Genomic DNA, 24,869 nt, shown 5'->3' with positions numbered 1-24,869 from the left:
CCCTGCTCCTCAGATGTGCGGGACGTCGTCGGGGATGTCGTAGAAGGTGGGGTGGCGGTACACCTTGTCGGCGCTGGGCTCGAAGAAGGGGTCCTTCTCGTCGCGGGTGGAGGCGGCGATGTGCTCGGAGCGCACCACCCACAGGGAGACGCCCTCGTTGCGGCGGGTGTAGAGATCGCGGGCGTGGGTGAGCGCCATCTGGTCGTCGGCGGCGTGCAGCGAGCCCACATGGACGTGGTTCAGGCCGCGCTTGCCCCGTACGAAGACCTCGTACAGCGGCCAGTCGCCCTTGTGCGGGCGGGCCGTGCCGCCGTCGTTCGTGCCGGTCATGCCGCCGTCCCCTTCCGGGCTCGCTCGCTCTGTCTGGCCGCGTGGGCGGTGGCCGCCTCGCGCACCCAGGCGCCCTCCTCGTGGGCGGTGCGCCGTCGCTCCACGCGCTGGTCGTTGCACGGTCCGTCGCCGGTGATCACGCGCTTCAGCTCGGCCCAGTCGGGCGTGCCGAAGTCGTGCCGGCCGCGCTCCTCGTTCCAGCGCAGCTCCGGATCGGGGAGGGTGACGCCGAGCTTGTCGGCCTGTGGGACGGTCATGTCGACGAAGCGCTGCCGCAGCTCGTCGTTGGAATGCCGCTTGATCTTCCAGGCCATGGACTGCGCGGAGTTGGGCGAGGCGTCGTCGGGCGGGCCGAACATCATCAGCGACGGCCACCACCAGCGGTTCACCGCGTCCTGGACCATCTCGCGCTGGGCCTCGGTGCCGCGCATCATCGTCAGCAGCAGCTCATATCCCTGCCGCTGGTGGAACGACTCCTCCTTGCAGATCCGCACCATCGCGCGCGCGTACGGCCCGTACGAACTCCGGCACAGCGGCACCTGGTTGCAGATCGCCGCGCCGTCCACGAACCAGCCGATGACACCGACGTCGGCGAAGCTCGCCGTCGGGTAGTTGAAGATCGACGAGTACTTCTGGCGGCCCTCGATCAGCCGCCGGGTCAGGTCGGCGCGGTCCGCGCCGAGGGTCTCCGCCGCCGAGTAGAGGTAGAGCCCGTGCCCGGCCTCGTCCTGGACCTTGGCGAAGAGGATCGCCTTGCGGCGCAGCGAGGGCGCCTTGGTGATCCACTCGCCCTCCGGCTGCATGCCGATGATCTCCGAGTGCGCGTGCTGCGCGATCTGCCGGACGAGCGTCCTGCGATAGCCCTCGGGCATCCAGTCGCGTGGCTCGATCCGCTGGTCGCGCGCGATCGTCGCGTCGAAGTGCTCCTGGAGCGCGTCCTGGGCGTCCGGGGGCCCCTCGGTGCCCTGGGACGGCCCTCCGGCGGAGTCTGTCGTCGTCATCGATACCAGCTTCCCAACCGACCATTCGTTCGGTACCAGTGTGACGCGATTCGCGCGGACGGGCAAGACCCGCACGCCCCCTCCCGCGATCAGCGCCTTCTTGACAGGCGACGACACCCCTGGATTACATGACCGTGACGCACAGCAACCGAATGGTCGGTCGGCTCACGGTGTGGTGGGCACGAAGGAGCCGTGATGAGCAGCCTGGGCGAACCCCTCCCCCACGACCTGCTGGACGACGGCGAGCGCCTCACCCCGGAGGGGCTGCGGGAGCTCCAACTCGACCGGCTGCGGGCGACCTTGCGGCACGCGTACGACCATGTGGAGCTGTACCGGAAGAAGTTCGACGCGGCCGGGGTCGGCCCCGACGACTGCCGCTCCCTCGCCGACCTGGCCCGGTTCCCCTTCACCACGAAGGCCGATCTGCGGGACACCTACCCCTTCGGCATGTTCGCCGTGCCCATGGCGGACGTACGGCGCGTGCACGCCTCCAGCGGCACCACCGGGCGCCCCACGGTCGTCGGCTACACGGAGAACGACCTCTCCGTGTGGGCGGACGTGGTCGCCCGCTCGATCCGGGCCGCAGGCGGGCGCCCCGGGCACAAGGTGCACATCTCCTACGGCTACGGCCTGTTCACCGGCGGCCTCGGCGCGCACTACGGGGCCGAGCGCGCCGGGTGCACGGTGATCCCGGCCTCCGGCGGTATGACGGCCCGCCAGGTGCGGCTCATCCAGGACTTCCGCCCCGAGATCATCATGGTGACCCCCTCCTACATGCTCACACTGCTCGACGAGTTCGAGAAACAGGGCGTGGACCCGCGCTCGTCCTCCCTGCGGGTGGGCATCTTCGGGGCCGAGCCGTGGACGGAGGAGATGCGCCGGGAGATCGAGGAGCGGGCGGGCCTGCACGCCGTCGACATATACGGCCTGTCGGAGGTGATCGGCCCGGGTGTCGCGCAGGAGTGCGTGGAGACCAAGGACGGCCTGCACATCTGGGAGGACCACTTCTATCCGGAGGTCGTCGACCCGCTCACGGACGCGGTGCTCCCCGAGGGCGAGGAGGGCGAGATCGTCTTCACCTCCCTCACCAAGGAGGCCCTCCCGATCATCCGCTACCGCACCCGCGATCTGACCCGTCTGCTCCCCGGCACCGCCCGCCCCGCCTTCCGCCGGATGCGCAAGGTCACCGGCCGCTGCGACGACATGATCATCCTGCGCGGGGTGAACGTCTTCCCCACCCAGATCGAGGAGATCGTCCTGCGCACACCCGCCGTGGCCCCGCACTTCCAGATCCAGCTGACCCGGCGGGGCCGCCTGGACCACATGACCGTCCAGGTCGAGGCACGGCCGGACGCCCGCCCGGAGCAGCGGACATCGGCGGCCTCCGCGATCACCCAGGCCGTCAAGGACGGCGTGGGCGTCACGGTGGAGGTGACGGTGATGGACCCGGAAACCCTGGAACGCTCGGTGGGCAAACTGAAGCGGGTCAAGGATCTCCGCAGCGCCGGGACCGGATAGCCGGGCGTCCGGGGCAGCCACGCTCAGGGGCTCGGGGAACTGCGCGACCAGCCCCTCACGACCCGCAGCCGACACACGACAGCAGCCCCCGCCCCCTCCCTCGCAGCCCCCGGTGCACAACCGGTCCCGTACGAAAAAACTCCCATGCGCCCGTTCGCACACCTCTGCGATCATCCCCGAATGGCGCAAAGTCTCGCATCGCTGGTCATCCGGCACACCCACCGCCTTCCCGCCCCCCAGGGGTCCACCGGCGAAGGCACCGCCGCCGCGCGGCAGTTCGACGCCGCCCTGATGGACGTGGGCTTCAAGCTCTCGGCGGAGCTGCTGGCCCGATTGTCGGGGCTGTCCGAGGCCGCGGTCGTGCACACCGCACGGCGGACGTTGCGGACCGTGAGCGAGATGGTGGGCGACCATGTCCGGCACAACTCCTACTTCATCGACTTCCCGGCGAACGTGCCGGACACCGAGGAGTTCTGGACGCGGTGCGTGGCGAAGGCGCTCGGCGACGAGAAGTCCCGCGAGAACGTGCTGACGCAGCTGGCGCACGGGGTGCTGGACCTGCTCAGCCTCCCCACGTACGGCCGCTACCAGCACACCTACGAGGAGCTGCTCGCGGCGCAGGACGAGCTGATCGCCTCGGCGGGCGACCGGGTGACCGTGCTGCATCTCGGCGGGGAGCTGGACGACGAACTCACCGCCCTGTACCTGGCTCTTGCGGGCAGCACGACCCCGCTGGGCGAGGACGATCTGCGTGACCTCAAGGTGCTCGCCGAGCGGTGCGCGCTCGGCCCCCAGCCGGAGGCGATCCCGGTCCGGGAGAACCGGGCGGTGGTCAACGAGGCCCGGCTCGGTGCCGGCGCGGACCTCCTCCTCGACACCGTCACCGATGTGCTGCGGCTGGCCTGCGCGCTGTCGGGCGGTGACGTGACACTCCAGGAGCCGACCCGGTTCCGGGCGCTGTCGCGGCCGGTGCGCCGGGGGCTGCTCGCGGGCCTCGACGCCGTGGTCGCGGCGAATCCCGCGAAGCTCGCCGATGTGCACGCGCACCGGGAGCCGTTCAAGCGGCTCGGTGAGCGCCTCCACCCGCACGAGTACCCGCGCTGGCCGCACGCCGCCGAGGTGTTCGCCGTGGCGCGGGGCGAGCAGGAGGCGCGGTCCTTCGGCAGCCGGGTCGAGAAGCTGCTCGACGAGTTCGATGTCGCCGGTGCGGCGACGCTGCTGAAGTCCGCGCCGGGCAGGCTGTTCCGTGCCCTGGACCTGCTGCTGCGTATCGCCGCCGACCAGGAGGAGCGGGACGCGGTGCTGGCCGCCGCGCTGGAGGTCGCCCCCGAGGTCTCCGGCCGGGTCGTGCTCTCGGTGCGCGAGCACTTCCACAACCGGGAGCGGGAGAGCGACGAGCCCCGTATCTTCGTCAACCGCCGGGGCCGCGCCTGGGTGACCCCGGACCACCGGCCACCCGTACCGGCGGCCGACCGCGACCGGCTGATCGCCGCCCTCGACGCCGAGCTGCGCCGTCGGCTCCCGGCGCCGGGCCGGCTGCTGGTCGACCCCGACGTCATCGATGTGGCGCTCCCGCTCAGCGGCCGGGCGACCGCGGCCGGGCTCGGCGTGCTGCCGCGTGGTTCCGTCTCGGAGGTCGACGGCGAGCAGCTGCGTTTCTTCGTGTACTGGAAGGAGACCGAGCGGCGCACCGACTTCGACCTCTCGGCGCTGCTTCTCCATGCCGACTACAGCACCGACGGCTGGCTCTCCTACACCGCCCTGACCGCGGTCGGGGGCGAGCACTCGGGCGACATCACCGAGGCGCCGGAGGGGGCCTCGGAGTTCATCAACCTGTCCCTGGACCGGGTGCGCGGCCCGTTCGTCGTGCCGCAGGTCAACGTCTACGCGGGCGAGGGCTTCGAGGAGGTCGAGGAGTCGTTCTTCGGCTTCATGGTGCGCGACGGTGAGCGGAAGGGCCGGCCGTTCGAGCCGCGCACGGTGCGGATGAAGTCGGAGCTGCGCGGGATGGGCCGGGTGGCGCTGCCGCTGGTGTTCCTGCGTGGGGACGACGGCGTGTGGCGGGCGAAGTGGCTGCACCTGTATCTGAGGGGCATCTCGGACGCCAACCGGGTCGAGGAGAACCAGGTGTCGGTGTCCAAGGTGGTGCGTGCCCTCGTGGAGCGCGAGCAGCTGACGGTCGGGTATCTGATCGACCTGATGTCCGACGACACCACGGTCATGGATCTGTGGGTCGGCGAGCCGGTCCCGGACGAGCCCGTGACGTACATCGGTCTCGAACGTCCCGAGGGGCTGCACCCGGACTCCCGGGTCATCACCCTCGAAAATCTGCGCGACTTGATCCCGGGCTGAGTGCTAGCGTTGCCCGTGGCGAGGCCATGAAGGGGCTTCCTTCTCATTCACTCCAAATGAAATCAAGTCCTTTCGCTCTCCTCGCCCTCGACGTCGCTCCGGGCGGCGCCCGCGCTCATCGCGCGAGCGCCGCCCGAGCCGTTTCCAGGGCCTGTTCCGCGTAGCCACGGCCGAAGAGCACCGCGTGCACCAGCAGCGGGAAGAGCTGGTGGAGGCCGACGCGGTCCTGCCAGCCGTCCGCGAGGGGCACCGCCCGCTGGTAGCCGTCGAGGATGTGCCCCAGATACGGGCAGCCGAAGAGAGCCAGCATCGCCAGGTCGGTCTCCCGGTGGCCGCCGTGCGCGGCCGGGTCGATGAGCCGGACATGGCCGTCTGCGCCCCACAGGACGTTGCCGTTCCAGAGATCGCCGTGCAGCCGGGCGGGCGGCTCGGCGGGGCCCGCGAGGTCGGGCAGCCGGGCGCAGACGTCCTCGATCAGGGCGGCCTCGGCCGGGCGGATCGTGCCGTCGTCGACCGCGCGGCGCAGATACGGCAGCACACGGTGCTCGGCGTACCAGGCCGGCCAGTCGGTGCCGGGGACGTTCCGCATGGGGGCGCGGCCGATGTACGCCCGGCTCGGGCCGCCGGGCGGAGGAGCGCCGAAGGAGGGTGCGCCGGCGGTGTGCAGGGCGGCCAGCCCGGCGCCGAGACGGACCGCCGCCTCGGCACTCGGTGCCCCCTGCTCCACCCGGTCGATCACCAGGCGGCCGGCGTCGTGGCCGTAGACCCTCGGGACGCGGACCGTGTCCGCCTCCGCGAGCCAGCGCAGGCCCGCCGCCTCGGCCTGGGCCGCGCCGGGGCCGTCGCCCAGCTTGACGAGCACCACCCGGCCGTCGTCGAGGGCGACCTCGACGAGCGTGCCGGACAGCCGGCGCTCGCCGGTGGCCGGGCGGCCGGTGAGCCGCGTCGCCAGGGTCCCCGGTGCCGTGTGATCGGCCACGGCGCACCACCTCCCGGTCTCGCTCTCATGTCGCTCAGGCGCTTCACAGGCTCCCGTACGGCTCGGAACAGGGTCCCGTACGGCTCGGGTGTGGCGCCGGTGAAATCTCCTACCCATGTCTTGACATGCAAACGGAACGCTCCGTAGCTTGGCCGATCATTTAGATCCATGAAGCACGTTCATGAATATGAACGGCCGGGGCCACGCAGGGTTGAACCACACCCCCCACATTCGAGGAAGACATGAAGTTCCAAGGAGTGCTGTTCTTTCCGGTCACGCCGTTCGCTGCGGACGGTTCGCTGGACGAGGAACGGCTCGCACAGCACATCGAGGCCGGGGTCGCGGCCGGTGCCGGGGGCGTGTTCGTCGCCTGCGGCACCGGTGAGTTCCACGCGCTGACGGCCGAGGAGATCGAGCGGGCCACCCGGGTCGCCGTGGCGGCGACTGCCGGGCGGGTTCCCGTGCTCGCCGCCGCCGGGGGCCCGCCACCGGTCGCCCGCGACCAGGCGGCCCGGGTCGAACGCGCGGGCGCCGACGGCATCCTGCTGCTGCCGCCCTATCTGGTGAGCGCGCCGCAGCGGGGTCTGGTGCGGTACGTCGAGGAGGTCACGGCGGCCACCGGTCTGCCGGTGATCTTCTACCAGCGTGGCACCGCCCGCCTCACCGCGGACACCGCCGCCGAGATCGCCGCCCTGCCCGGGGTCGTCGGCCTCAAGGACGGCATCGGGGACATCGAGCGGATGCACCGGATCGTGCGCGCGGTACGGGCCGTGCCGGGCACGGAGGGCTTCCAGTTCTTCAACGGGCTGCCCACCGCCGAGCTCACCGCGCCCGCCTACCAGGGCATCGGCGTCGCCCTGTACTCCTCCGCCGTGTTCGCCTTCGCCCCGGAGATCGCCCTCGCCTTCCACCGGGCCCTGGCCGAGGGCGACGAGGCGCTGGTCGCCACGCTCCTCGACGAGTTCTACGGTCCGCTGGTCGAACTGCGCGACGAGGTCCCCGGATACGCCGTGGCCCTGGTCAAGGCCGGGGTGACCCTGCGCGGCCTTGACGTCGGCGGCGTACGGGCACCGCTGGTCGACCCGACGCCGGAGCACCTCGCCCGGCTGGCGAAGCTGCTCGACCACGGTCTTGAGGTGGTGGGCGCGTGACCCCGAACCTCCCGGACCTCCCGTTCACCCCGGACCTCCCCGGCACCCCGAACCGCGCCGGCACCCCGGGGACCCGCATCCGGGAGCTGATCGTCACCCCGATCGCCTTCCGCGACCCGCCACTGCTCAACTCCAACGGCGTCCACGAGCCCCTCGCCCTGCGGACCGTCCTCCAACTCCTCCTGGAGGACGGCACGGTGGGGCTCGGCGAGTCGACGGGCGGCACCGTCCGCCTGGAGCGACTTCGGGTGGCGGCCGAGGCGGTGGCCGGTCTGGACGTCTTCGACACCACCGCCGTCTCGGCCGCGATCGATGCCGCGCTGCTGCCGACCGTGCCCGGCTCCCACGAGCGCGGCTGGACCACCTCGGCGGTCGAGGTGGCCTGCCTCGACGCGCAGGGCAAGCTGCTCGGCCGCCCGGTCGTCGACCTGCTCGGCGGCCGGGTCCGCGACTCCGTGCCCTTCGCCGCGTACCTCTTCTACAAGTGGGCCGAGCACCCGGCGCTCGACGGCCGCCCGGCGGTCGGGGACGACTGGGGCGAGGCGCTGGACCCGGCCGGTGTCGTCGAGCAGGCCCGGCTGATGCGACAGCGGTACGGGTTCCGGTCGTTCAAGCTCAAGGGCGGGGTCTTCCCGCCGGACGAGGAGATCGCCGCCGTCAGGGCGCTCGCGGAGGCCTTCCCCGGGCAGCCGCTCAGGCTGGACCCCAACACGGCCTGGACGGTGGAGACCTCCCGGTACGTGGCCCGCCGACTCGACGGCGTACTGGAGTACTTGGAGGACCCGACCGCGACCATCACCGGTATGGCGGAGGTGGCGCAGGAGTCGCCGATGCCGCTCGCCACCAATATGTGCGTGGTCGCCTGGGAGCATCTGAGGCCCGCGGTCGAGCAGGACGCGATCCAGGTGCTCCTCACCGACCACCACTACTGGGGCGGACTGCGCCGTACCCGTGAACTGGCCGCCGTCTGCGAGGCGTTCGGGCTCGCCCTGTCCATGCACTCCAACTCGCACCTGGGCATCAGCCTGGCCGCGATGACGCATGTCGCGGCGGCCGTCCCCCACCTCGACCACTCCTGCGACACGCACTACCCGTGGAACTCGGCGGACGACGTGATCGTCCCCGGCGCACTGGAGTTCCGGGACGGGGAGGTCGCCGTGCCCACCGGGCCCGGGCTGGGCGTGGAGCTGGACCACGACGCCCTCGACCGGCTGCACCGGCTGTACGTCGACTCGGGCATGCGGTCCCGGGACGACACCGGGTACATGCGGCGGATCCAGCCGGGGTACGAGCGGAGACTGCCGCGCTGGTGAATCGCCCGAGACCACCATGTCGGTGAATCGCCGCTGATCAGGGGCCGCCTCCGGGCGGCCCCTCGCGCGTCGGGTTCGCGTGCGGGTTCAGGTGCGTGGTCGCGTGCGGGGTCGGGCGCGTGGTCGCGTGCATGGCATCGCGCGCCCTCCGCGCCGGTTGTCGGAGGCGAGTGAGGGGCGTGCGAACACGGGGCCGCCGGTGGTCTGCCTCAGGCGGTGGTTTCCGCATCTCCGGGATACGAAGTCGCCCCTTGCACGCGGTGCCCGACCGGCCGTCCCGCCTGTTTGGCTTTATCCGCGACACGCACCGCCCATCCGCACATGTCGCCTCACGGCCGCCTTCCGGCGGCCTTCGCCTCGGAATCCGCCCACGACCACGTCGTAAGCGCGCCACCCGAGTTCCCTGCCTCGACAGCACCCGACGTCCGTCCCTGTCCAGAGCACCCGACGTCCGTCCCTGTCCAGGCGCTCCCCGCACGTGTCCGTACGTCCACGCACCTCCGCTCACCGATCGGGAGGGAATGTGACCGCCCCCGTAAGCTCCGCCGAAAGCGCACCGGAACCCGCCGACGAACCGCAGTTCACCAGTCTCAGCACCCGGGCCGCGCGGCAGCTCGCGACGACCACCAAGTCCGAACCGCAGATGCAGGCCATCACCTCGCGATGGCTGCTCAAGACGCTGCCGTGGGTCGACATCAAGGGCGGCACCTACCGGGTCAACCGGCGTCTGCAGCTGCGGATCGGCCGGGGCCGGGTGCAGTTCGACCAGAACGGTGCCGACGACGTCAAGGTCATCCCGGAGACCCTCACCGAACTCCCCGCGCTGCGCGGCTACTCCGACTTCGCGGCCCTCAGGGAGATCTCCGCCAAGTTCCGGGTGCGCGAGGTGCGCGCCGGCCAGGTCCTGGTGGACGCCGGGCAGCCGGTGACCGAGGCGTATCTCGTGGTGCACGGCCGGTTCACGCGCTACACCACCGGCAAGTACGGCGAGGAGGAGGTCCTCGGCGTCATCAGCGACGGCGACGGTCTCGGTGACGAGGCCATCGGCCACGCCGACCCGCTGTGGCTCAGCTCGGTGCGGGCCGACACGGCGGGGGTGGTGCTGGCGCTCAACTGGGACGTGCTGATGGCGTTCGTGGAGCGCACGCCGTCCCTCGCGGCCCAGTTCCACGCCTTCACCGAACAGCAGCGCAAGCCCGTGAACCGCAAGGGCGAGGCCGATGTGCCCCTGGAGGCCGGGCATGTGGGCGAGTTGACGCTGCCGGGCGGCTTCGTCGACTACGACCTCGCGCCGCGCGAGTACGAACTCTCCCTCACCCAGACGGTGTTGCGCGTCCACACCCGGGTCGCGGACCTCTACAACCACCCGATGAACCAGACGGAGCAGCAACTCCGTCTGACCATCGAGGAGATCCGCGAACGGCAAGAGTGGGAGCTCGTCAACAACCGCGAGTTCGGGCTGCTGCACAACATCGACTACGGCCAGCGCATCAGCACCTTCTCCGGGCCGCCGACCCCGGACGACATGGACGAACTCCTCTCCATGCGCCGCAAGACCCGCCTCTATCTGGCCCATCCGAAGGCGATCGCGGCCTTCTTCCGGCAGTGCAACCGGCGTGGTCTGGTGCCCGGCACGGTGAACGTCGACGGGCACGAGGTGCCCGCGTGGCGCGGGGTGCCGCTCTTCCCGTGCAGCAAGATCCCGATCTCCCCGCAGCACACCACCAGCATCATCGCGCTGCGCACCGGCGAGAAGGACCAGGGCGTCGTCGGGCTCCACCAGACGGGCCTGCCCGAGGAGTTCGAGCCCTCGCTGAACGTACGGTTCATGGGCATCGACACCACCGCGATCATGAGCTACCTGGTCACCGCCTACTACTCGATGGCGGTGCTGGTGCCCGACGCTGCCGGGATCCTGGAGAACGTACAGGTCGGGTGGATGCCCGAATGAGCGAACCGTCAGTGGCCGACGCGCCGCCCAGGACCCGGCTGCCGGGGCCGCCCAGCCCCGCCCGTTCACGGCGGGCGCGCCGGAGCGGCGCGGTCCCGGGGCTGCTGTACCGGCCCGCCGTGCCCGCCGACCCCGAGAAGGTCGCCGAGGTCGACCGCAGGCTGGAGGCGTGGGCGGAGCGGCTGGATCTGTTCCCCCGGGAGTGGACGGGGCAGTTCGCGGGGTTCGGGATGGGCCGGGCGATCGTGCTCGCGCATCCGGGCGCCGCCGGCCTCGAACACCTCACCGCGGCGGGGAAGTTGCTGCTCGCCGAGCACCTGGTCGACAACCTCTACTGCGAGGTCGACGAGGGCAAGGGCGGCTCGCCGCGCGGTCTCGGGGGCCGGCTGGTCATGGCCCAGTCGGCGCTCGACCCGCTGCACAGCACCCCGGAGATGGAGGAGCGGTGGGGCAGCGGCGTACGGGCCGACGGGCCGCTGCGGTCGTACCACTTCGCGCTGCGGGACTACGCCGCCCTCGCCTCGCCCAGCCAGACCGACCGGCTCGTCCACGATCTGGCCCGGCTGCATCTGGGGTATCTCGGCGAGGCCTCCTGGGCGGAGACCGGCCATATGCCGCGGGTCTGGGAGTACCTGGTGATGCGGCAGTTCAACAACTTCCGGCCCTGTCTGACGGTCGTCGACGCCGTGGACGGCTGGGAGCTGCCGGAGGCGCTCTACGCCCGGCCGGAGGTCCAGCGGATCACCGCGCTGGCCGGGAACGCGGCCACGATCGTCAACGACCTGTACTCCTTCACCAAGGAGTTGGCGAACGACCCGGACCATCTCAACCTGCCCATGGTGATCGCCGCCAACGAGCGGTGCGGGCTGAAGGCCGGCTATCTGGAGGCCGTGGAGATCCACAACCGGATCATGGAGGCGTTCGAGGAGGAGTCCGGGGCCCTGTCCGCGACCTCCCCGCCGATCGGGCGCTACGCCACCGGTCTCGCCGCCTGGGTGGCCGGCAACCACGAGTGGCACGCCACCAACACCGACCGCTACAGCCTGCCCGACTACTGGTAACGCCCCGGCAAGGCCGACGCCCGACATCACCGGAGGAGCCACCGTTGAGCATCATCGACGCCGTCACCCCGACCGCAGCACCGTCGCCGGCCCCGGCGCCCTCCCCGGCCCAGTCCGTGTACCAGAACCGGGTCGCGGACTACTGGAACGCCGAGGAGAACCCGGTCAACCTCGAACTCGGCGAGATCGACGACCTGTACCACCACCACTACGGCATCGGCGACGCGGACTGGTCCGTCCTCGACGACGACCCCGATCCGGCGCTTCGCCGCGCGCGTATCACCGCCGAACTGCACCGCCTGGAGCAGGCCCAGGCCGAACTGCTGGCCCGCCATCTCGGCCCCCTCTCCCCCGCCGACCGCGTCTTCGACGCCGGCTGCGGGCGCGGCGGCGGCAGCGTGGTGGCCCATCTGCGGTACGGCTGCCGGGCCGACGGCGTCACCATCTCCCGCAAGCAGGCGGACTTCGCCGACGAACAGGCCCGTCGGCGAGGAATCGACGACCGGGTCCGTCACCACCACCGCGACATGCTCGACACGGGCCTGCCCACCGGTGAGTTCGCGGCGTCCTGGAACAACGAGTCCACCATGTACGTCGAGTTGGACCTGCTCTTCGCCGAGCACGCCCGGCTGCTGCGCCGAGGCGGCCGGTACGTCACGATCACCGGCTGCTACAACGACACCTACGGCCGCGCCTCCCGCGAGGTGTCCCTCATCAACGCCCACTACATCTGCGACATCCACCCCCGCTCGGAGTACTTCCGCGCCCTGTCCCGCAACCGCCTCGTCCCCGTCCACGTCATGGACCTCACCGCCGCGGCCCTCCCCTACTGGGAACTCCGCAAACAGGCCGACCACCTCGTCACCGGCATCGAGGACACCTTCATCACCGCCTACGAGAACGGCAGCTTCCAGTACCTGCTGATCGTCGCGGACCGGATCTGAGTGAACCGACAGGGTTCACGGCATGGTTGAGAAGGTTTCTTTGCATAGGTATCTTCTCAACCATGCCCGAACCGCGACCACGCCTCCTCTCCGACATCCACGCGCTCAAGGCCCTCGCCCACCCGCTGCGCCAGCGGCTGCTGACCTGGCTGCAGCGCCATGGCTCCGCCACCTCCGCCGATCTGGCCGCCGAGTTCGGCGAGGACCGCGGGGCGACCAGCTACCACCTGCGGCAGTTGGCCCGGTTCGGGTTCGTCGAGGAGGACACGGGCCGTTCGGCCGGGCGCCGGAAGTACTGGCGGGCCGTGCGGCAGGACATACGGCTGCCCCGCTCTGCGGCGGACACCGAAGTCGCCGCCGCCGCCGAGGAGATCGGCCGGCGGTGGATGGGCCGCGCGGAACACGACCTGGCCGCGTATCTCGCCGACCGGGAGTCGTTCGGTGAGTTCGCCACCGCGGCCATGCACTCCTTCGGCGGTACGACGCTCACGGCCGAGGAGCTGAAGCGGTTCGGCGAGGAGTACGTCGCCTTCCTCACCCGCTGGAACCGGGACCCGGGAGAGACGTCCGGGGGCGGCCGGCACATCTCGGTGGTGTTCCACGCGTTCCCCACACCGCCGGAGGACGGGGAGGCGCCGTGACGGCTCCCGCCGCCCAGGAGGCCGCCGGGCGGGCCTCGTTATGGCGCAACCGCGAGTTCGTCGCCCTGTGGAGCGGTCAGATCGTCTCGACGCTGGGCGCGCAGATCAGCGCGACGGCGATGCCGCTGCTCGTGCTCGCGATCACCGGGTCCCCCTCGGACGCCGGGCTCGTGGGCGCGGCCGGCACCCTCCCCTTCCTCCTCGCCCACCTCCCGGCCGGCCCTCTGGTGGACCGGTGGAACCGCCGTACGATCCTGCTGGTCAGCGAGTGCGTCGCGGGGCTGGCCCTGGCCACCGTCCCGATCGCCCTGTGGTCCGGCGTCCTCACGGTCGGACATCTCGCCGTGGTCGCCTTCGTGCAGGGGCTGTGCTTCGTCTTCTTCGGGCTGGCCGAGCGCGCCGCCCTCCCGAAGATCGTCCCGGTGGCGATGCTGGCCACGGCGGTGGCCCACAACGAGGCGCGGAGTCGCGGCGCGGCGCTGGCCGGGCCTCCGCTCGGCGGCCTGCTCTTCGGCATCGACTGGGCCCTGCCGTTCCTGGCCGACGCGGTCTCCTACGCCGTCGCGTCCGTCGGACTGCTGTTCATCCGCAGTGATCTCCGGAACCGGCCGAAGGCCCCTCCGGAGCCGCTGTGGCAGGCGACGGTCGCGGGGCTGCGCTGGGTCTGGCGGCACCCGCTCGTCCGTGCCGCCATCCTGCTGATCGCCGCCAGCAATCTCATCTTCCACGCCCTGGTGCTGATCCTGGTCGTCCTCGCGCGGCACCACGGAGCCACGTCCGCGTCGGTCGGTCTGATGCTCGGCGTCTACAGCGGTGGCGGACTGCTCGGCGCGCTCGCGGCGACCAGGCTCCATCGTCATCTGTCGCCGAAGGCCGTCATCATCGGCGTCAACTGGGTCTGGACCGCGCTCCTGCCCCTGTTCGCCCTCACGGCCGATCCGCTGCTCCTGGGGGCCGTCGGCGCCGCCTGCGCGTTCATCGGGCCGCTGTGGAACGTCGTGATCATCACGTATCTGACCGTCCTGGTGCCCGACGAGCTGCTGGGCCGCGTCACCAGCGCGGTCATGACCCTCTCCTACGGCGTCCTGCCCCTGGCCTCCCTGGGCGCCGGTCAGTTGCTCACGACGCTCGGCCCGACCGACTCGGTGCTCGTGCTGACCGCCCTGTCACTGGTCGTCGCGGTCACCGCCACCGCCAGCCCCGCCGTACGGCACGCGCCGCCGCTGCCCGGTGCGGGTGGGGAGCGGGGTCAGGGCTCCGACGTCTCGGATTCGAGTGACGCGCGTGTCGCCTCCCCGTAGACGCCCGGCTCGTCGTCCAGGAGGACACGGGTGAGCTGGTAGCCGCGGACCGCGCTCTCGACCTCGCGGTCGTAGTCGCCGTCGGTGGCGCCGTTGTAGAAGCCGATCTGGCGCAGGCGGAGCTGGAGTTCGGTGACCTCCGCGCCCTGGTCGCCGAGGCCGAGGACGGGGGGCCGCCCGGCGGACAGGGTGGGCGCGGGGGCCGCCGTGACGGTGGCGTCGCCGCCGGACGGGGTTCTGGTCGGGGTGCCGGAGCGGGTGGGGGTGGGGGTGGCCCGGCTCTCGGTCGGGGTCGCGTCCGGCGAGGTGGACGAGCTCGGCGAAGAGGAGGCCGTGGAGGTCGTACGGGACGGGGTCACCGGCGCCGTCGACGAGGTCTCCGCACTGTCCGCACCGGCCGCCGCCTCCGGCAGGTCGGCCCTGACGTCGCCGGGGCCCGAGCCGTCCCGGGTGGGAGCCTCGTACGAGAAGAGGCCGCCGATGATTCCTCCGGTCACCAGGACAGCCGCCGCGGCGGCGCCCGCCCCCGCCGCCAACACCCATCGGCGCCGTCGGCGATCGCCCTGGGCGCGGTCGGCGGGAGGCTGTTCGTCCTCGACGTCCAGCGGGACGGGGGGTTCCAGCGCTCTCTGGGGCTCCTGGGGCGGCTCCGCCGGGGTCGTCGGCGCATCGTCGGCCTCCGACACGCTCGGCCGCGGTTCGTCGTCCGGAGCCACCGGGGAGTCGGCCGTCTCGGTCTCGTCGCCGACCTTCACGAACGGTCGTATGCGTACCGGATCGAAGTCCTCCGCGGCCTCCGCCTGCGCCGTGCGGATGTCCCGGTGAGCCTCCGACGCGAGGCGGCCGCAGGAACAGGCCGGGGTGCCGTCCGTCGCCCGGGGCGTATCGCACTGGGGGCAGACAGGGGCTGTCGGTTCACTCACGCGTGATCTCTCTTCGAACGGATTCCAGAGTTTAAACAGATCTTTCGCACAGAATCCGCAAGACTTGCTTGAACTTCAAACTTCCACTGGTGAAGTCCCGTTCGAAGACAACGAGTTCGCGCTCATCAGGTCTTCATGTGACGGGGCTGGTGCCGAACCCGGCACTGGTGTGTCATGCCTCTGACATCAACCCGCCGCCGCGCCCCGGTGTGCCGGAGTGGAAGGAACCCCGTGAGCCTGTCCCGTCCCCATCCCCGTCCCCGTTCGCGCGCCCGCGCCCTGTGCACGGCCGCCGCGCTCGCGCTGGGTGTGCCCGTCGCGTTCTCGGGCCCCGCCGGCGCGGCGGTCCCCACGCACTCGGTGTATCTGCAGAACTCCGTCACCGGCCTCAACGCGGCGGACAGCGGCGGTACGGTCGCCGCGCACAACCCCAAGGGCAACGAGGACCACCAGCAGTGGACTCCGGTCGCCGTCGGTGGCGGCCATCAGCTGCGCAACGCCGACGAGTCGGGGATCTGTCTCGGGCGCAACGGCACCTCGGCGGTGACCACGACCTGTGGCGCGGACGGCACCACCTGGACGATCACCGAGGCCGCGAACCGCACGTACACCATCGGGGTGCCCGGGACCTCGCAGTATCTGACCGGCTCGTCCACCGACTCCGCGCTCGTGCAGCTCGGGTCGAGCGGGGACCACGCCCGCTGGTTCCTCACTCCGGTCGCCTACGCCACGTCGGCCATGCCGTCCACCGACACCCGCACCCTCGACCAGGTCGCGTTCCTCACCTCGCACAACGCCTACGCCAACGGTGTCGACGGGAACTTCGCCTCGTTCCCGGTCAGCCTCTTCCCCAACCAGGCGCGCGGTGTGAGCCGGCAACTCACGGACGGTGTAAGGGGGTTCATGCTGGACGCGTACACCGTGTCGGGGAAGGCGGTGCTCTGTCACAACAGCTGCGACGGGGTCGGCAGCCCGGTTCCGCTCGCCACCGACCTCCAGCGCATGGTCGACTTCCTCAAGGCCAACCCGGGTCAGTTCGTCACCGTCTTCCTGGAGGACTACACCGCCTCCGACGTGCTCAAGTCGTCGCTGGCCTCCGTGAGCGGGCTGTCCGACGTGCTGTACCGGCCGGACCAGGAGGGTGTGGCGACGAACGGCTGGCCGACGATGGCGGATCTGGCCGCCCGGGGCAAGCAGTTGCTGGTCTTCAGCGACCGTACGCGCGCGAGCGACGTCTCCGCCGGTCACGCCACCCGGAACACGTTCGGAGTGATGTACCAGCGCGAGTGGACCGTGGAGAACCACTGGTCCATGGGCGGCGGCCTCGGCGGCTCCGACTGGTCCTGCTACAGCCGCTGGGGCACGAGCCGCCCGCTCACCACGGACTCGACGGCCTTCCATCCGTTGTTCGTCATGAACCACTTCCGCGACTACACGATCGGCGGCACGGCCGAGACGGACAACGCCAAGCTGGGCAACCGCGCGCAGAACTTCTGCACCCCGGCCGCCCGCAAGAAGCCCAACTACCTCGCCGTGGACCGCTACGAGCTGGGCTCGCCGTCACCGCTGACCACCGTGGGGAACCTCAACACGTACGTCCTCACGGCCGGCCAGTAGCCACAGCCTCGCCCGGCGGCCGTGGGGCGACAACGGCCGCCGGGCGAGGTGCCCGACCGCTCTGCGGGGCGCCGTGCGGAGGCCCCGCAGGACGGGCAGATGGCTCCGGGAGAGCTTCGCGCGTTCCCCGCCGCCCGCGATCAGCGCGTTGACCGACGCCATCGGGTCGGCGCCTGCCGACCGCGCCACCAACGCCCCGACCAGCACCGGCAGCAGTACCACCGCGAGGGCCGAACCGGTGGCGGTGGCCGTGGCGGTGACGTTCCGGAGGGGGCGCGGGCGCGAGGGGTGCGTGTCCATGACGACAGTGCATCAGCGTCCCGGGGTGCGGGGCATCCGGCCACCTACTCAGTCGCCCCGGCCCAGGTACTCAGACCGAGGCGCTGCCGACTCACCACCGACGCACTACCGCCGCAGTCCCGAGGTGCTCAGGCCGCCGCCACGGCTCCCCGCTCCCCCGTCCCCCGCTCCTCGGCCTCCCGATGGATCGGCGTCCCCGAACCGGTCAGCGGTACACCCGTGCCGCCGCGCCGGGCCGCGACGATCTCCGCCGCGATCGACAGGGCCGTCTCCTCGGGCGTACGGGCGCCGAGGTCGAGCCCGATCGGGGACCTGAGCCGGGCCAACTCCCGGTCGGTGAGGCCGACTTCGCGCAGCCGCCGGTCGCGGTCGGCGTGGGTGCGGCGGGAGCCCATCGCCCCCACGAACGCGACCGGCATCCGCAGAGCCGTCTTCAGCAGCGGGATGTCGAACTTGGCGTCGTGGGTGAGGACACACAGGACCGTACGGCTGTCGGTCCCGGTGCGCCGGAGGTAGCGGTGCGGCCAGTCCACGACGATGTCGTCGGCCTCCGGGAAACGGGCCCGGGTGGCGAACACCGGCCGGGCGTCGCACACGGTGACGTGATGACCGAGGAACTTCCCCGCACGCACCAGCGCCGCCGCGAAGTCGATCGCCCCGAACACGATCATGCGGGGCGGCGGCACCCTCGTCTCCACGAGGAGGGTGAGCCCGCCGGCGCAGCGCGAGCCGTCCGCCGACAGCTCGACCGTGCCCGTGCGTCCGCCGTCCAGCATGGCCCGTGCCTCGGCGGCGGCCGTCCGGTCCAGGTCGGGGTGCCCGCCGAGACCGCCCTCGCGGGAGCCGTCAGGGCGTACGAGCAGGGCCTGTCCGAGGAGTTCGGCCGGGCCCCGGACAACGCGGGCGACGGCCGTCGGCTCGCCCCGGTCGGCGGCCGAGAGCGCGGCGCGCAGCACCGCTCGGGCCGGTGACCCGGCGGTGACCGGCGTGACCAGGATGTCGATGACGCCGCCACAGGTCAGGCCGACGGCGAAGGCGTCCTCGTCGCTGTACCCGAAGCGCTGGAGGACGGATTCGCCGTCCGCCAGGGCCTGTTGGCACAGCTCGTACACCGCGCCCTCGACGCACCCGCCGGAGACCGAACCGATCGCCGTGCCCCCGCTGTCGACGGCGAGGGCAGCGCCGGGGCCGCGCGGGGCGCTGCCGCTGACCGCCACGACGGTGGCGACGGCGAAGTCGCGGCCCTCCTCGGCCCACGCGCTCAGCTCGGTGGCCAGGTCAAGCATGCCGGCCCGCCATGAGCACGCGGTCCGGCCGGATCGGCAGTCGGCGGTGGCGTACGCCCGTCGCGTGCCAGACGGCGTTGGCGACGGCCGCCGCCGCGCCGACGATGCCGATCTCGCCGATGCCCTTGATGCCGACGGGGTCGTCGGGGTCGGGGTCGTCCACCCAGTCCGCCTCGACGGCGGGGATGTCGGCGTGCGCGGCGACGTGGTAGCCGGCGAGGTCGGCGCCGTAGTGGCCGCCGGACGCCCGGTCGCGTACCGCCTCCTCGTGCAGGGCCATGGAGATGCCCCAGATCATGCCGCCGATGAGCTGGTTGCGGGCGGTGAGCGGGTTGACGATCCGGCCGGCCGCGAAGACGCCGAGCATGCGGCGTACACGTACCTCGCCGGTGGCGGGGTCCACGGCGACCTCGGCGAACTGGGCGCCGTAGGAGTGGCGTTCCTTCTGAGCGAGGGCGCCGAGGGCCGCGGTGGTGTCGGAGCGGACGGTGATGCCCTCCGGGGGAACGGCGGCGCCCGGGGCGAGCCGTTCCCGTAGTTCGGCGCCGGCGGCCATGACCGCCCAGGCCCAGGAGCGGGTGCCCATGGAACCGCCGGCGATCATGGCCGGGCCGAAGTCGCTGTCCCCGAGCCGCACTTGGACGAGGTCGGGTGCCACCTCCAGGGCGTCGGCGGCGATCAGGGTGAGCGCGGTGCGGGCGCCGGTGCCGATGTCGGCCGCGTTGATCCGCACGGTGAAGGAGCCGTCGGCCTCGGCCGTCAGGGCGGCCGTGGACGGTCCGGCTCCCGCGCCGAAGGAGGCCGCCGCCGTACCGGTGCCGAGCAGCCAGCGGCCGTCGCGGCGCACTCCGGGGCGCGGGTCGCGGTCGGCCCAGCCGAACCTGCGGGCGCCCTCGCGGAAGCAGTCGTGCAGATTGCGGCCGGCGAACGGGAGCCCGGAGACGGGGCCGCGCTCGGGTTCGTTGCGGGCGCGCAGCTCGATGGGGTCGATGTCCAGTTTCGCGGCGAGTTCGTCGAACGCCGACTCCAGGGCGAACGACCCCGGTGCCTCGCCGGGCGCGCGCATCCACGTCGGGGTGGGCACGTCGAGCCGTACGACCCGGTTGGCCGTGTGGTGGGCGTCGGCGTCGTACATCACGCGGGCCGGTCCGGCAGCCGGCTCGATGAACTCGTGGACGGTGGAGGTGACGCTCTGGGAGCGGTGTTCCAGCGCCCGCAGCCGGCCGTCGGGGTCTGCGCCGAGCCGGACCCGCTGGACGGTGGGGCTGCGGTATCCGGCGAGGGAGAACATCTGACGGCGGGTCATGACCACCCGGACCGGGCGCTGGAGGACGGTCGCGGCCATCACGGCGGCGACCTGGTGGGCGCGGACGCCCTTGCTGCCGAAGCCGCCCCCGACGTGTTCGGAGCGCACCCGTACCGAGGCGGGGTCGAGGGAGAACAGGTTGGCGAGTTCGCCCGCGACCCACATGGTGCCCTGGTTGGAGTCGACGACGTCGAGCCGTCCCGCGTCCCAGCGGACCGTCACGGCGTGCGGTTCCATCGGGTTGTGGTGTTCCTCGGGGGTGGTGTACTCGGCGTCCAGGACGACGGCGGAGGCGGCGAGTTCGGCCTCCAGGTCGCCCTTCTCGATCACGGCCGGGCCGAAGGCGGATGCCGGGTACGCGTCCGGGTGCTCGGCGTCGAACGCGACGTCGTGCGGCTCCTGTTCGTACTGCACGACGAGGGCCTCGGCGGCCTCCCTGGCCTGCTCGGAGGTCTCGGCGACGACCAGCGCGACCGGCCAGCCCAGGTGCGGCACCCGGTCGTGCTGGAAGACGGCGGTGGTCGGGTCGGGCTTCATGCCCATGAGGCCCGGGTAGTCGGTCTCGACGCGCGGGGCGTTCTCATGGGTCAGGACCGTGAGCACGCCCGGCATCCCGAGAACGGGTCCGGTCTCCACGGAACGGATCCGGCCGCGGGCGACGGTGGACAGCACGAGCCAGCCGTGGGCGAGGCCGGTGAAGGGGATCTCCCCGGCGTAGCGGGCGGCTCCGGTGACCTTGTCGCGGCCCTCGACGCGGGTGTGCGCGGTGCCGACGGCGCCTTTGTGTGCCGTGGGGGCGGTGGTCATCGGGTGGCCTCCTCGGTGGGTTCGGAGGTGGGTTCGGTGCCGGGGTCGGTGCTGAGTTCGGACAGGACGGCCACCACCAGGTTGCGCATCAGCGTCACCTTGTAGCCGTTGTGCGGCAGCGGCTTCGCGTCGGCCAGTTCGGCGTCCGCGGCGGCGGCGAAGGTCTCGGCGTCGGCGGACGCCCCGGTCAGCACCCGCTCCGCCGCGTACGCCCGCCACGGCCGGGACGCGACCGCCCCGAAGGCCAGCCGCACATCCCGTACGACGCCGCCCTGAACGTCGAGGGCGGCGGCGATGGAGCCGATGGCGAAGGCGTACGAGGCGCGCTCGCGGACCTTGCGGTAGCGGGAGCGGGCGGCGACCGGGGCGGGCGGCAGGGTGATGCCGGTGATCAGCGCGCCGGGCGGCAGGGCGGTCTCGATGTGCGGGGTGTCTCCGACGGGGAGGTAGAAGTCGGCGAACGGCAGCTCGCCGGGGCCGTCGGCCGTCTCGTACGACACGACGGCGTCGAAGGCGGCCAGGGCCACGCCCATGTCGGAGGGGTGGGTGGCCACGCAGTGCCCGGAGGCGCCCAGGATGGCGTGGTTGTGGTGCTCGCCCTCGATGGCGGGGCAGCCGCTGCCGGGGACCCGCTTGTTGCAGGGCTTGGTGATGTCGGCGAAGTAGCCGCAGCGGGTGCGCTGCAGGAGGTTGCCGCCGACGGTGGCCATGTTGCGCAGTTGCCCGGAGGCGCCGGCCAGGACCGCCTGTGTCAACGCCGGGTAGCGGCGGCGGACTTCGGGGTGGGCGGCGAGGTCGCTGTTGGTGACGGTCGCGCCGATCCGCAGTCCGCCGCTCGCGGTCGACTCGACCCTGTCCAGGGGCAGTTCGCGGACGTCGACGAGCCGGGCGGGCCGCTCGACGCCGGTCTTCATCAGGTCTACGAGATTGGTGCCGCCGCCCAGGAAACGGGCCTCGGGGCCGGCGCCCAGCAGGGCGAGGGCGCCGGAGACGTCGTGGGCGCGCCGGTAGTCGAACTCCCTCACGCCACGGCCTCCTTGGCCTTCACAGTGCTCTCGGCGGCGGCCCGGGCGACCGCCTCGACGATGGACACGTACGCGCCGCAGCGGCACAGGTTGCCGCTCATCCGCTCCCGGATCTCCACGGCGCTCAGCGGTGGTGGCGCCGCCTCGGGGCGGACGTCGTCGGTGACCGCGCTGGGCCAGCCCGCCGCGTGCTCCTCGATCACCGCGATCGCCGAACAGATCTGGCCCGGCGTGCAGTAGCCGCACTGGAACCCGTCGAGTTCGAGGAACGCCTGCTGTACGGGGTGGAGTTCGTCCCCGTCGGCGACACCCTCGATGGTGGTGATCTCACGCCCCTCGGCCGCCACCGCCAGTTGCAGACAGGAGACGTTGCGACGTCCGTCGACCAGGACGGTGCAGGCACCGCACTGCCCCTGGTCACAGCCCTTCTTGGTACCGGTCATGTCGAGCCGCTCACGCAGCGCGTCGAGCAGGGTGGTGCGGTGGTCGACCGAGAGCGTGTGCTTCTCGCCGTTGATGTTCAGGGTGATGGCGCTGTACGTCGAGGAGGTGGCTGGGGACATGATCAGCCTTCTTTCGCGTATCCGGGGGCATGTCGAAGGGACTCGCCCCGGCAGGCGGTCGAATCGGTGACGGTGGACAGCCGGGGGTGCCGGCGCCGGACGCGCCGACGCTACGATGAAGCAACCGGACAGCTGTCCTCTCCGAAAAAACGTAACGGACAGTTGTCCGCTTTAACAAGTGCGGGTTTCGGCCAGGGACCCGTGAGGAGGCCGCGTGTGGCAGAAGAAGGGCGCCTCTCTGCGCTCGGACGCGCAGCGGAACCGTGAGCGCATCCTGGCGGTGGCTCTGGTCGAGCTGACGCGCTCCGCGGACACGCCTTTGAGCCGGATCGCCAGGAAGGCGTGCGTCGGACAAGGCACGTTCTACCGTCACTTCCCCACCCGGGAGGCCCTCGTCCTGGAGGTCTACCGGCACGAGATGCGGCAGGTCGCCGACTCCGCCGCCGAGTTGCTCGCCGACCGTGAGCCGGACCGGGCGCTGCGCGAGTGGATGGACCGTCTCGCCCGGTTCGCCATGACCAAGGCGGGCCTCGCGGACGCGATCCGCCAGGCGACCTGCGGTCCCGGCAGCCCCGACAAGCCGGAGCACACCCCCGTGTCCGAAGCCGCCGAACTCCTGCTGCGCGCGGGCGAGGAGGCCGGAACGGTCCGCCCCGGAGTCACCGCGGACGACTTCTTCCTCGCGATCGCCGGCCTCTGGCAGATCGACCCCCGGCAGGACTGGCAGCCCCGCGCCACCCGTCTCCTCGACCTCGTCATGGACGGCCTGCGGGCCTGAGAGGCAGGGGGCGCAGCCCCTGCCGAAGGTCGCCGCCCCCCTCTGCCACGGACACATCAAGCCACTCGCGCGACGGTCCTGTCGCGCGGGTGACAACGATGGCGGGTTCGGGTGAGGGGAGCGCTAGCCGGGGCCCGGCCCGACGCCGCCCTTCAGGCGCTCCAGGTCGGAGGGCCGGACCTGGATGGCGAGTGCGGCGATCAGGGCGGCGATGACGGTGAAGATCGCGGCCATGACGAAGGCGGCCGAGACGCCCGCGGTGAGGACCTCGTGGGACCAGGGCGGCGGGAGCTGCCCGGTCCGTTCGAACTCCAGGCGCTGGGCCGGGGTCGCCTGGGACAGGAAGTCCGGGACCTGGTCCTCGGCCTCGTTGGTGCTGGCCGTGCCGTACATCGTGACGAGGATGGAGAGGCCGAGCGAACCGCCCACCTGCTGGGTGGCGTTGAGGAGCCCGGAGGCCGCGCCGGTCTCGGGGGTGGGGACGTTCGACAGCGCCATCAGGGTCAGCGCGACGAACTCCATGCCCATGCCGAGGCTGAAGACGAGCATCGGGCCGAGGACGCTTCCGGCGTAGGTGGAGTGGACGTCGGTCAGGGTCAGCCAGGCGAGCCCGATCGCGGACAGGATCGCGCCCACCACCATGAACGGTTTGGGCCCGTAGGTGGGCAGGAACTTCGAGGCCAGTCCGGCGCCGACCGCGATGACCGCGCTGACCGGCAGGAAGGCGAGCCCGGCCTGCAACGGGCTGAAGTCCAGCACGTTCTGCACGAAGAGCGTCAGGAAGAAGAACATGCCGAAGATCGCGGCGGCGAGGCACAGCATGATCCCGTACGTGCCCGCGCGGTTCCGGTCACGGAACATGTGCAGCGGGGTGATCGGCTGCTTCGAACGCCTCTCGACCAGGATGAACAGGGCGAGGAAGACGACGGCCCCGGCGAACGAGGCCAGCGTCAGCCCGTCCCGCCAGCCCTCCTGCGCGGCCCGGATGAAGCCGTACACCAGGAGCACCATGCCCAGGGTGGAGGTCAGCGCGCCGGTGATGTCGAAGTGCCCGGGGTGGCGTTCGGACTCCTTGATCCAGCGAGGGGTCGCCAGCACGATCAGCAGTCCGATCGGCACGTTGACGAAGAGCACCCACCGCCAGTTCAGCCACTCCACGAGGACACCGCCCGCGAGCAGTCCGATCGCGCCGCCGCCCGCCGAGACCGCCGCGAACACCCCGAACGCCCGGTTGCGTTCCGGTCCTTCACGGAACGTCGTACTGATCAGCGCGAGGGAGGTCGGGGACGCGATGGCGCCGCCGACGCCCTGGAGGGCGCGGGCGGCGAGGAGTTGGCCGGCGTTCTGGGCGAGACCGCCGAGGAGCGAGGCCAGGACGAAGAGCAGCACACCGAAGATGAAGACCCGCCGCCGGCCGAGGATGTCACCGGCCCGCCCGCCCAGCAGCAACAGGCCGCCGAAGGTCAGGGTGTACGCGTTGACGACCCAGGCCAGGCTCGTCGTGGAGAAGTCCAGCGAACGCTGGATGTCCGGCAGCGCGATGTTCACGATGGTGATGTCCAGCACCACCATCAACTGACACGACGCGATGACGAACAGCGCCATCGCACTCCCGCCACCACCTGTTTCCCGGGTGGTGGTGCGCGCTGGGGAAGAGGGCTGCGGGTTGCTCATGGCGATTCGCAAGGGCAGAGTTCGATGAACGGTTCCGTCCACCGCTGC

21 protein-coding genes are annotated in these 24,869 nt (G+C 71.7%); 11 read left to right on the top strand and 10 right to left on the bottom strand.

The features are described 5' to 3' along the window. Positions 1-9 precede the first annotated feature (9 nt). A complete protein-coding gene (gene paaB / locus ABT147_RS06995) occupies positions 10-330 on the bottom strand; it encodes a 1,2-phenylacetyl-CoA epoxidase subunit PaaB (protein ID WP_351403144.1) in 321 nt (106 codons plus the stop codon). After that, positions 327-1,331: a 1,2-phenylacetyl-CoA epoxidase subunit PaaA gene (gene paaA / locus ABT147_RS06990; RefSeq protein WP_351403143.1), complete on the bottom strand. Its 1,005-nt coding sequence runs from the start codon at positions 1,329-1,331 to the stop codon at positions 327-329. Before paaA ends, paaB begins: the two co-directional genes overlap by 4 nt. Before the next feature lie 195 nt (positions 1,332-1,526). On the opposite strand from paaA, the gene paaK reads away from it, so the two are divergent. Next, complete coding sequence (gene paaK / locus ABT147_RS06985) at positions 1,527-2,849, top strand: phenylacetate--CoA ligase PaaK (protein ID WP_351403142.1); 1,323 nt, start codon at positions 1,527-1,529, stop codon at positions 2,847-2,849. Between the two features lie 180 nt (positions 2,850-3,029). After that, complete coding sequence (locus tag ABT147_RS06980) at positions 3,030-5,201, top strand: TerD family protein (RefSeq protein WP_351403141.1); 2,172 nt, start codon at positions 3,030-3,032, stop codon at positions 5,199-5,201. A 115-nt stretch (positions 5,202-5,316) separates the two neighbouring features. Here the strand turns inward: ABT147_RS06980 and ABT147_RS06975 are convergent, their stop codons facing one another. Continuing rightward, positions 5,317-6,180, bottom strand: a complete 864-nt coding sequence (locus ABT147_RS06975) for a fructosamine kinase family protein (RefSeq protein WP_351403140.1) — start codon at positions 6,178-6,180, stop codon at positions 5,317-5,319. Positions 6,181-6,422: 242 nt separating this feature from the next. On the opposite strand from ABT147_RS06975, the gene ABT147_RS06970 reads away from it, so the two are divergent. The 7 genes from ABT147_RS06970 (at position 6,423) to ABT147_RS06940 (ending at position 14,542) form a co-directional block, all read left to right on the top strand. Continuing rightward, positions 6,423-7,331, top strand: coding sequence for a 5-dehydro-4-deoxyglucarate dehydratase (locus tag ABT147_RS06970; protein ID WP_351403139.1), 909 nt, complete (start codon positions 6,423-6,425; stop codon positions 7,329-7,331). Positions 7,332-7,408: 77 nt separating this feature from the next. After that, positions 7,409-8,644 carry a glucarate dehydratase family protein gene (locus tag ABT147_RS06965; protein ID WP_351403328.1) on the top strand — a complete coding sequence of 412 codons (1,236 nt, stop codon included), beginning with the start codon at positions 7,409-7,411 and terminating at the stop codon, positions 8,642-8,644. Between the two features lie 523 nt (positions 8,645-9,167). Beyond that, complete coding sequence (locus ABT147_RS06960; RefSeq protein WP_351403137.1) at positions 9,168-10,595, top strand: family 2B encapsulin nanocompartment shell protein; 1,428 nt, start codon at positions 9,168-9,170, stop codon at positions 10,593-10,595. Then, a complete protein-coding gene (locus ABT147_RS06955; protein ID WP_351403136.1) occupies positions 10,592-11,656 on the top strand; it encodes a family 2 encapsulin nanocompartment cargo protein terpene cyclase in 1,065 nt (354 codons plus the stop codon). The genes ABT147_RS06960 and ABT147_RS06955 overlap by 4 nt, the downstream gene beginning before the upstream one ends. Before the next feature lie 44 nt (positions 11,657-11,700). Next, complete coding sequence (locus ABT147_RS06950) at positions 11,701-12,600, top strand: geranyl diphosphate 2-C-methyltransferase (protein WP_502983042.1); 900 nt, start codon at positions 11,701-11,703, stop codon at positions 12,598-12,600. A 62-nt stretch (positions 12,601-12,662) separates the two neighbouring features. Next, positions 12,663-13,241 carry an ArsR/SmtB family transcription factor gene (locus ABT147_RS06945; RefSeq protein WP_351403135.1) on the top strand — a complete coding sequence of 193 codons (579 nt, stop codon included), beginning with the start codon at positions 12,663-12,665 and terminating at the stop codon, positions 13,239-13,241. Continuing rightward, positions 13,238-14,542, top strand: a complete 1,305-nt coding sequence (locus ABT147_RS06940; RefSeq protein WP_351403134.1) for an MFS transporter — start codon at positions 13,238-13,240, stop codon at positions 14,540-14,542. Before ABT147_RS06945 ends, ABT147_RS06940 begins: the two co-directional genes overlap by 4 nt. Here ABT147_RS06940 and ABT147_RS06935 read toward each other — a convergent pair. Beyond that, a complete protein-coding gene (locus tag ABT147_RS06935; RefSeq protein ID WP_351403132.1) occupies positions 14,491-15,465 on the bottom strand; it encodes a peptidoglycan-binding domain-containing protein in 975 nt (324 codons plus the stop codon). The genes ABT147_RS06940 and ABT147_RS06935 overlap by 52 nt on opposite strands. Before the next feature lie 231 nt (positions 15,466-15,696). On the opposite strand from ABT147_RS06935, the gene ABT147_RS06930 reads away from it, so the two are divergent. After that, positions 15,697-17,082, top strand: a complete 1,386-nt coding sequence (locus ABT147_RS06930; protein ID WP_351403131.1) for a phosphoinositide-specific phospholipase C-related protein — start codon at positions 15,697-15,699, stop codon at positions 17,080-17,082. On the opposite strand, the gene ABT147_RS06925 is transcribed toward ABT147_RS06930, so the two are convergent. The 5 genes from ABT147_RS06925 to ABT147_RS06905 all read right to left on the bottom strand — a co-directional run bounded on the left by ABT147_RS06925 (position 17,026) and on the right by ABT147_RS06905 (position 22,369). Beyond that, positions 17,026-17,382 carry a hypothetical protein gene (locus ABT147_RS06925; RefSeq protein ID WP_351403130.1) on the bottom strand — a complete coding sequence of 119 codons (357 nt, stop codon included), beginning with the start codon at positions 17,380-17,382 and terminating at the stop codon, positions 17,026-17,028. The two genes, ABT147_RS06930 and ABT147_RS06925, sit on opposite strands and share 57 nt — an antisense overlap. 128 nt (positions 17,383-17,510) lie before the next feature. Beyond that, positions 17,511-18,668, bottom strand: a complete 1,158-nt coding sequence (locus tag ABT147_RS06920; RefSeq protein WP_351403129.1) for an XdhC family protein — start codon at positions 18,666-18,668, stop codon at positions 17,511-17,513. After that, positions 18,661-20,781 carry a xanthine dehydrogenase family protein molybdopterin-binding subunit gene (locus ABT147_RS06915; RefSeq protein ID WP_351403128.1) on the bottom strand — a complete coding sequence of 707 codons (2,121 nt, stop codon included), beginning with the start codon at positions 20,779-20,781 and terminating at the stop codon, positions 18,661-18,663. The genes ABT147_RS06920 and ABT147_RS06915 overlap by 8 nt, the downstream gene beginning before the upstream one ends. Next, positions 20,778-21,806: an FAD binding domain-containing protein gene (locus tag ABT147_RS06910; RefSeq protein ID WP_351403127.1), complete on the bottom strand. Its 1,029-nt coding sequence runs from the start codon at positions 21,804-21,806 to the stop codon at positions 20,778-20,780. The genes ABT147_RS06915 and ABT147_RS06910 overlap by 4 nt, the downstream gene beginning before the upstream one ends. Next, complete coding sequence (locus ABT147_RS06905; RefSeq protein WP_351403126.1) at positions 21,803-22,369, bottom strand: (2Fe-2S)-binding protein; 567 nt, start codon at positions 22,367-22,369, stop codon at positions 21,803-21,805. The genes ABT147_RS06910 and ABT147_RS06905 overlap by 4 nt, the downstream gene beginning before the upstream one ends. Positions 22,370-22,583: 214 nt before the next feature. Here ABT147_RS06905 and ABT147_RS06900 point away from each other — a divergent pair, with 214 nt between their 5' ends. Beyond that, on the top strand, positions 22,584-23,147 hold the full coding sequence (locus tag ABT147_RS06900) for a TetR/AcrR family transcriptional regulator (RefSeq protein ID WP_351403125.1): 564 nt from the start codon (positions 22,584-22,586) through the stop codon (positions 23,145-23,147). Between the two features lie 123 nt (positions 23,148-23,270). Here ABT147_RS06900 and ABT147_RS06895 read toward each other — a convergent pair whose 3' ends face one another. Next, complete coding sequence (locus ABT147_RS06895; protein ID WP_351403124.1) at positions 23,271-24,752, bottom strand: MFS transporter; 1,482 nt, start codon at positions 24,750-24,752, stop codon at positions 23,271-23,273. Positions 24,753-24,869 lie beyond the last annotated feature (117 nt).

This window comes from Streptomyces sp. NPDC001868 (assembly GCF_040297125.1).
Taxonomy (GTDB): Bacteria; Actinomycetota; Actinomycetes; order Streptomycetales; family Streptomycetaceae; genus Streptomyces.
This window is presented reverse-complemented; position numbering and strand designations above follow the sequence as displayed.

What these genes read in the sequence shown, in the direction of transcription:
- paaB (WP_351403144.1), bottom strand. Translation starts at nt 330, where the DNA reads ATGACCGGCACGAACGACGGCGGCACGGCCCGCCCGCACAAGGGCGAC.
- paaA (WP_351403143.1), bottom strand. Translation starts at nt 1,331, where the DNA reads ATGACGACGACAGACTCCGCCGGAGGGCCGTCCCAGGGCACCGAGGGG.
- paaK (WP_351403142.1), top strand. Translation starts at nt 1,527, where the DNA reads ATGAGCAGCCTGGGCGAACCCCTCCCCCACGACCTGCTGGACGACGGC.
- ABT147_RS06980 (WP_351403141.1), top strand. Translation starts at nt 3,030, where the DNA reads ATGGCGCAAAGTCTCGCATCGCTGGTCATCCGGCACACCCACCGCCTT.
- ABT147_RS06970 (WP_351403139.1), top strand. Translation starts at nt 6,423, where the DNA reads ATGAAGTTCCAAGGAGTGCTGTTCTTTCCGGTCACGCCGTTCGCTGCG.
- ABT147_RS06955 (WP_351403136.1), top strand. Translation starts at nt 10,592, where the DNA reads ATGAGCGAACCGTCAGTGGCCGACGCGCCGCCCAGGACCCGGCTGCCG.
- ABT147_RS06945 (WP_351403135.1), top strand. Translation starts at nt 12,663, where the DNA reads ATGCCCGAACCGCGACCACGCCTCCTCTCCGACATCCACGCGCTCAAG.
- ABT147_RS06925 (WP_351403130.1), bottom strand. Translation starts at nt 17,382, where the DNA reads ATGGACACGCACCCCTCGCGCCCGCGCCCCCTCCGGAACGTCACCGCC.
- ABT147_RS06920 (WP_351403129.1), bottom strand. Translation starts at nt 18,668, where the DNA reads ATGCTTGACCTGGCCACCGAGCTGAGCGCGTGGGCCGAGGAGGGCCGC.
- ABT147_RS06915 (WP_351403128.1), bottom strand. Translation starts at nt 20,781, where the DNA reads ATGACCACCGCCCCCACGGCACACAAAGGCGCCGTCGGCACCGCGCAC.
- ABT147_RS06905 (WP_351403126.1), bottom strand. Translation starts at nt 22,369, where the DNA reads ATGTCCCCAGCCACCTCCTCGACGTACAGCGCCATCACCCTGAACATC.
- ABT147_RS06895 (WP_351403124.1), bottom strand. Translation starts at nt 24,752, where the DNA reads ATGGCGCTGTTCGTCATCGCGTCGTGTCAGTTGATGGTGGTGCTGGAC.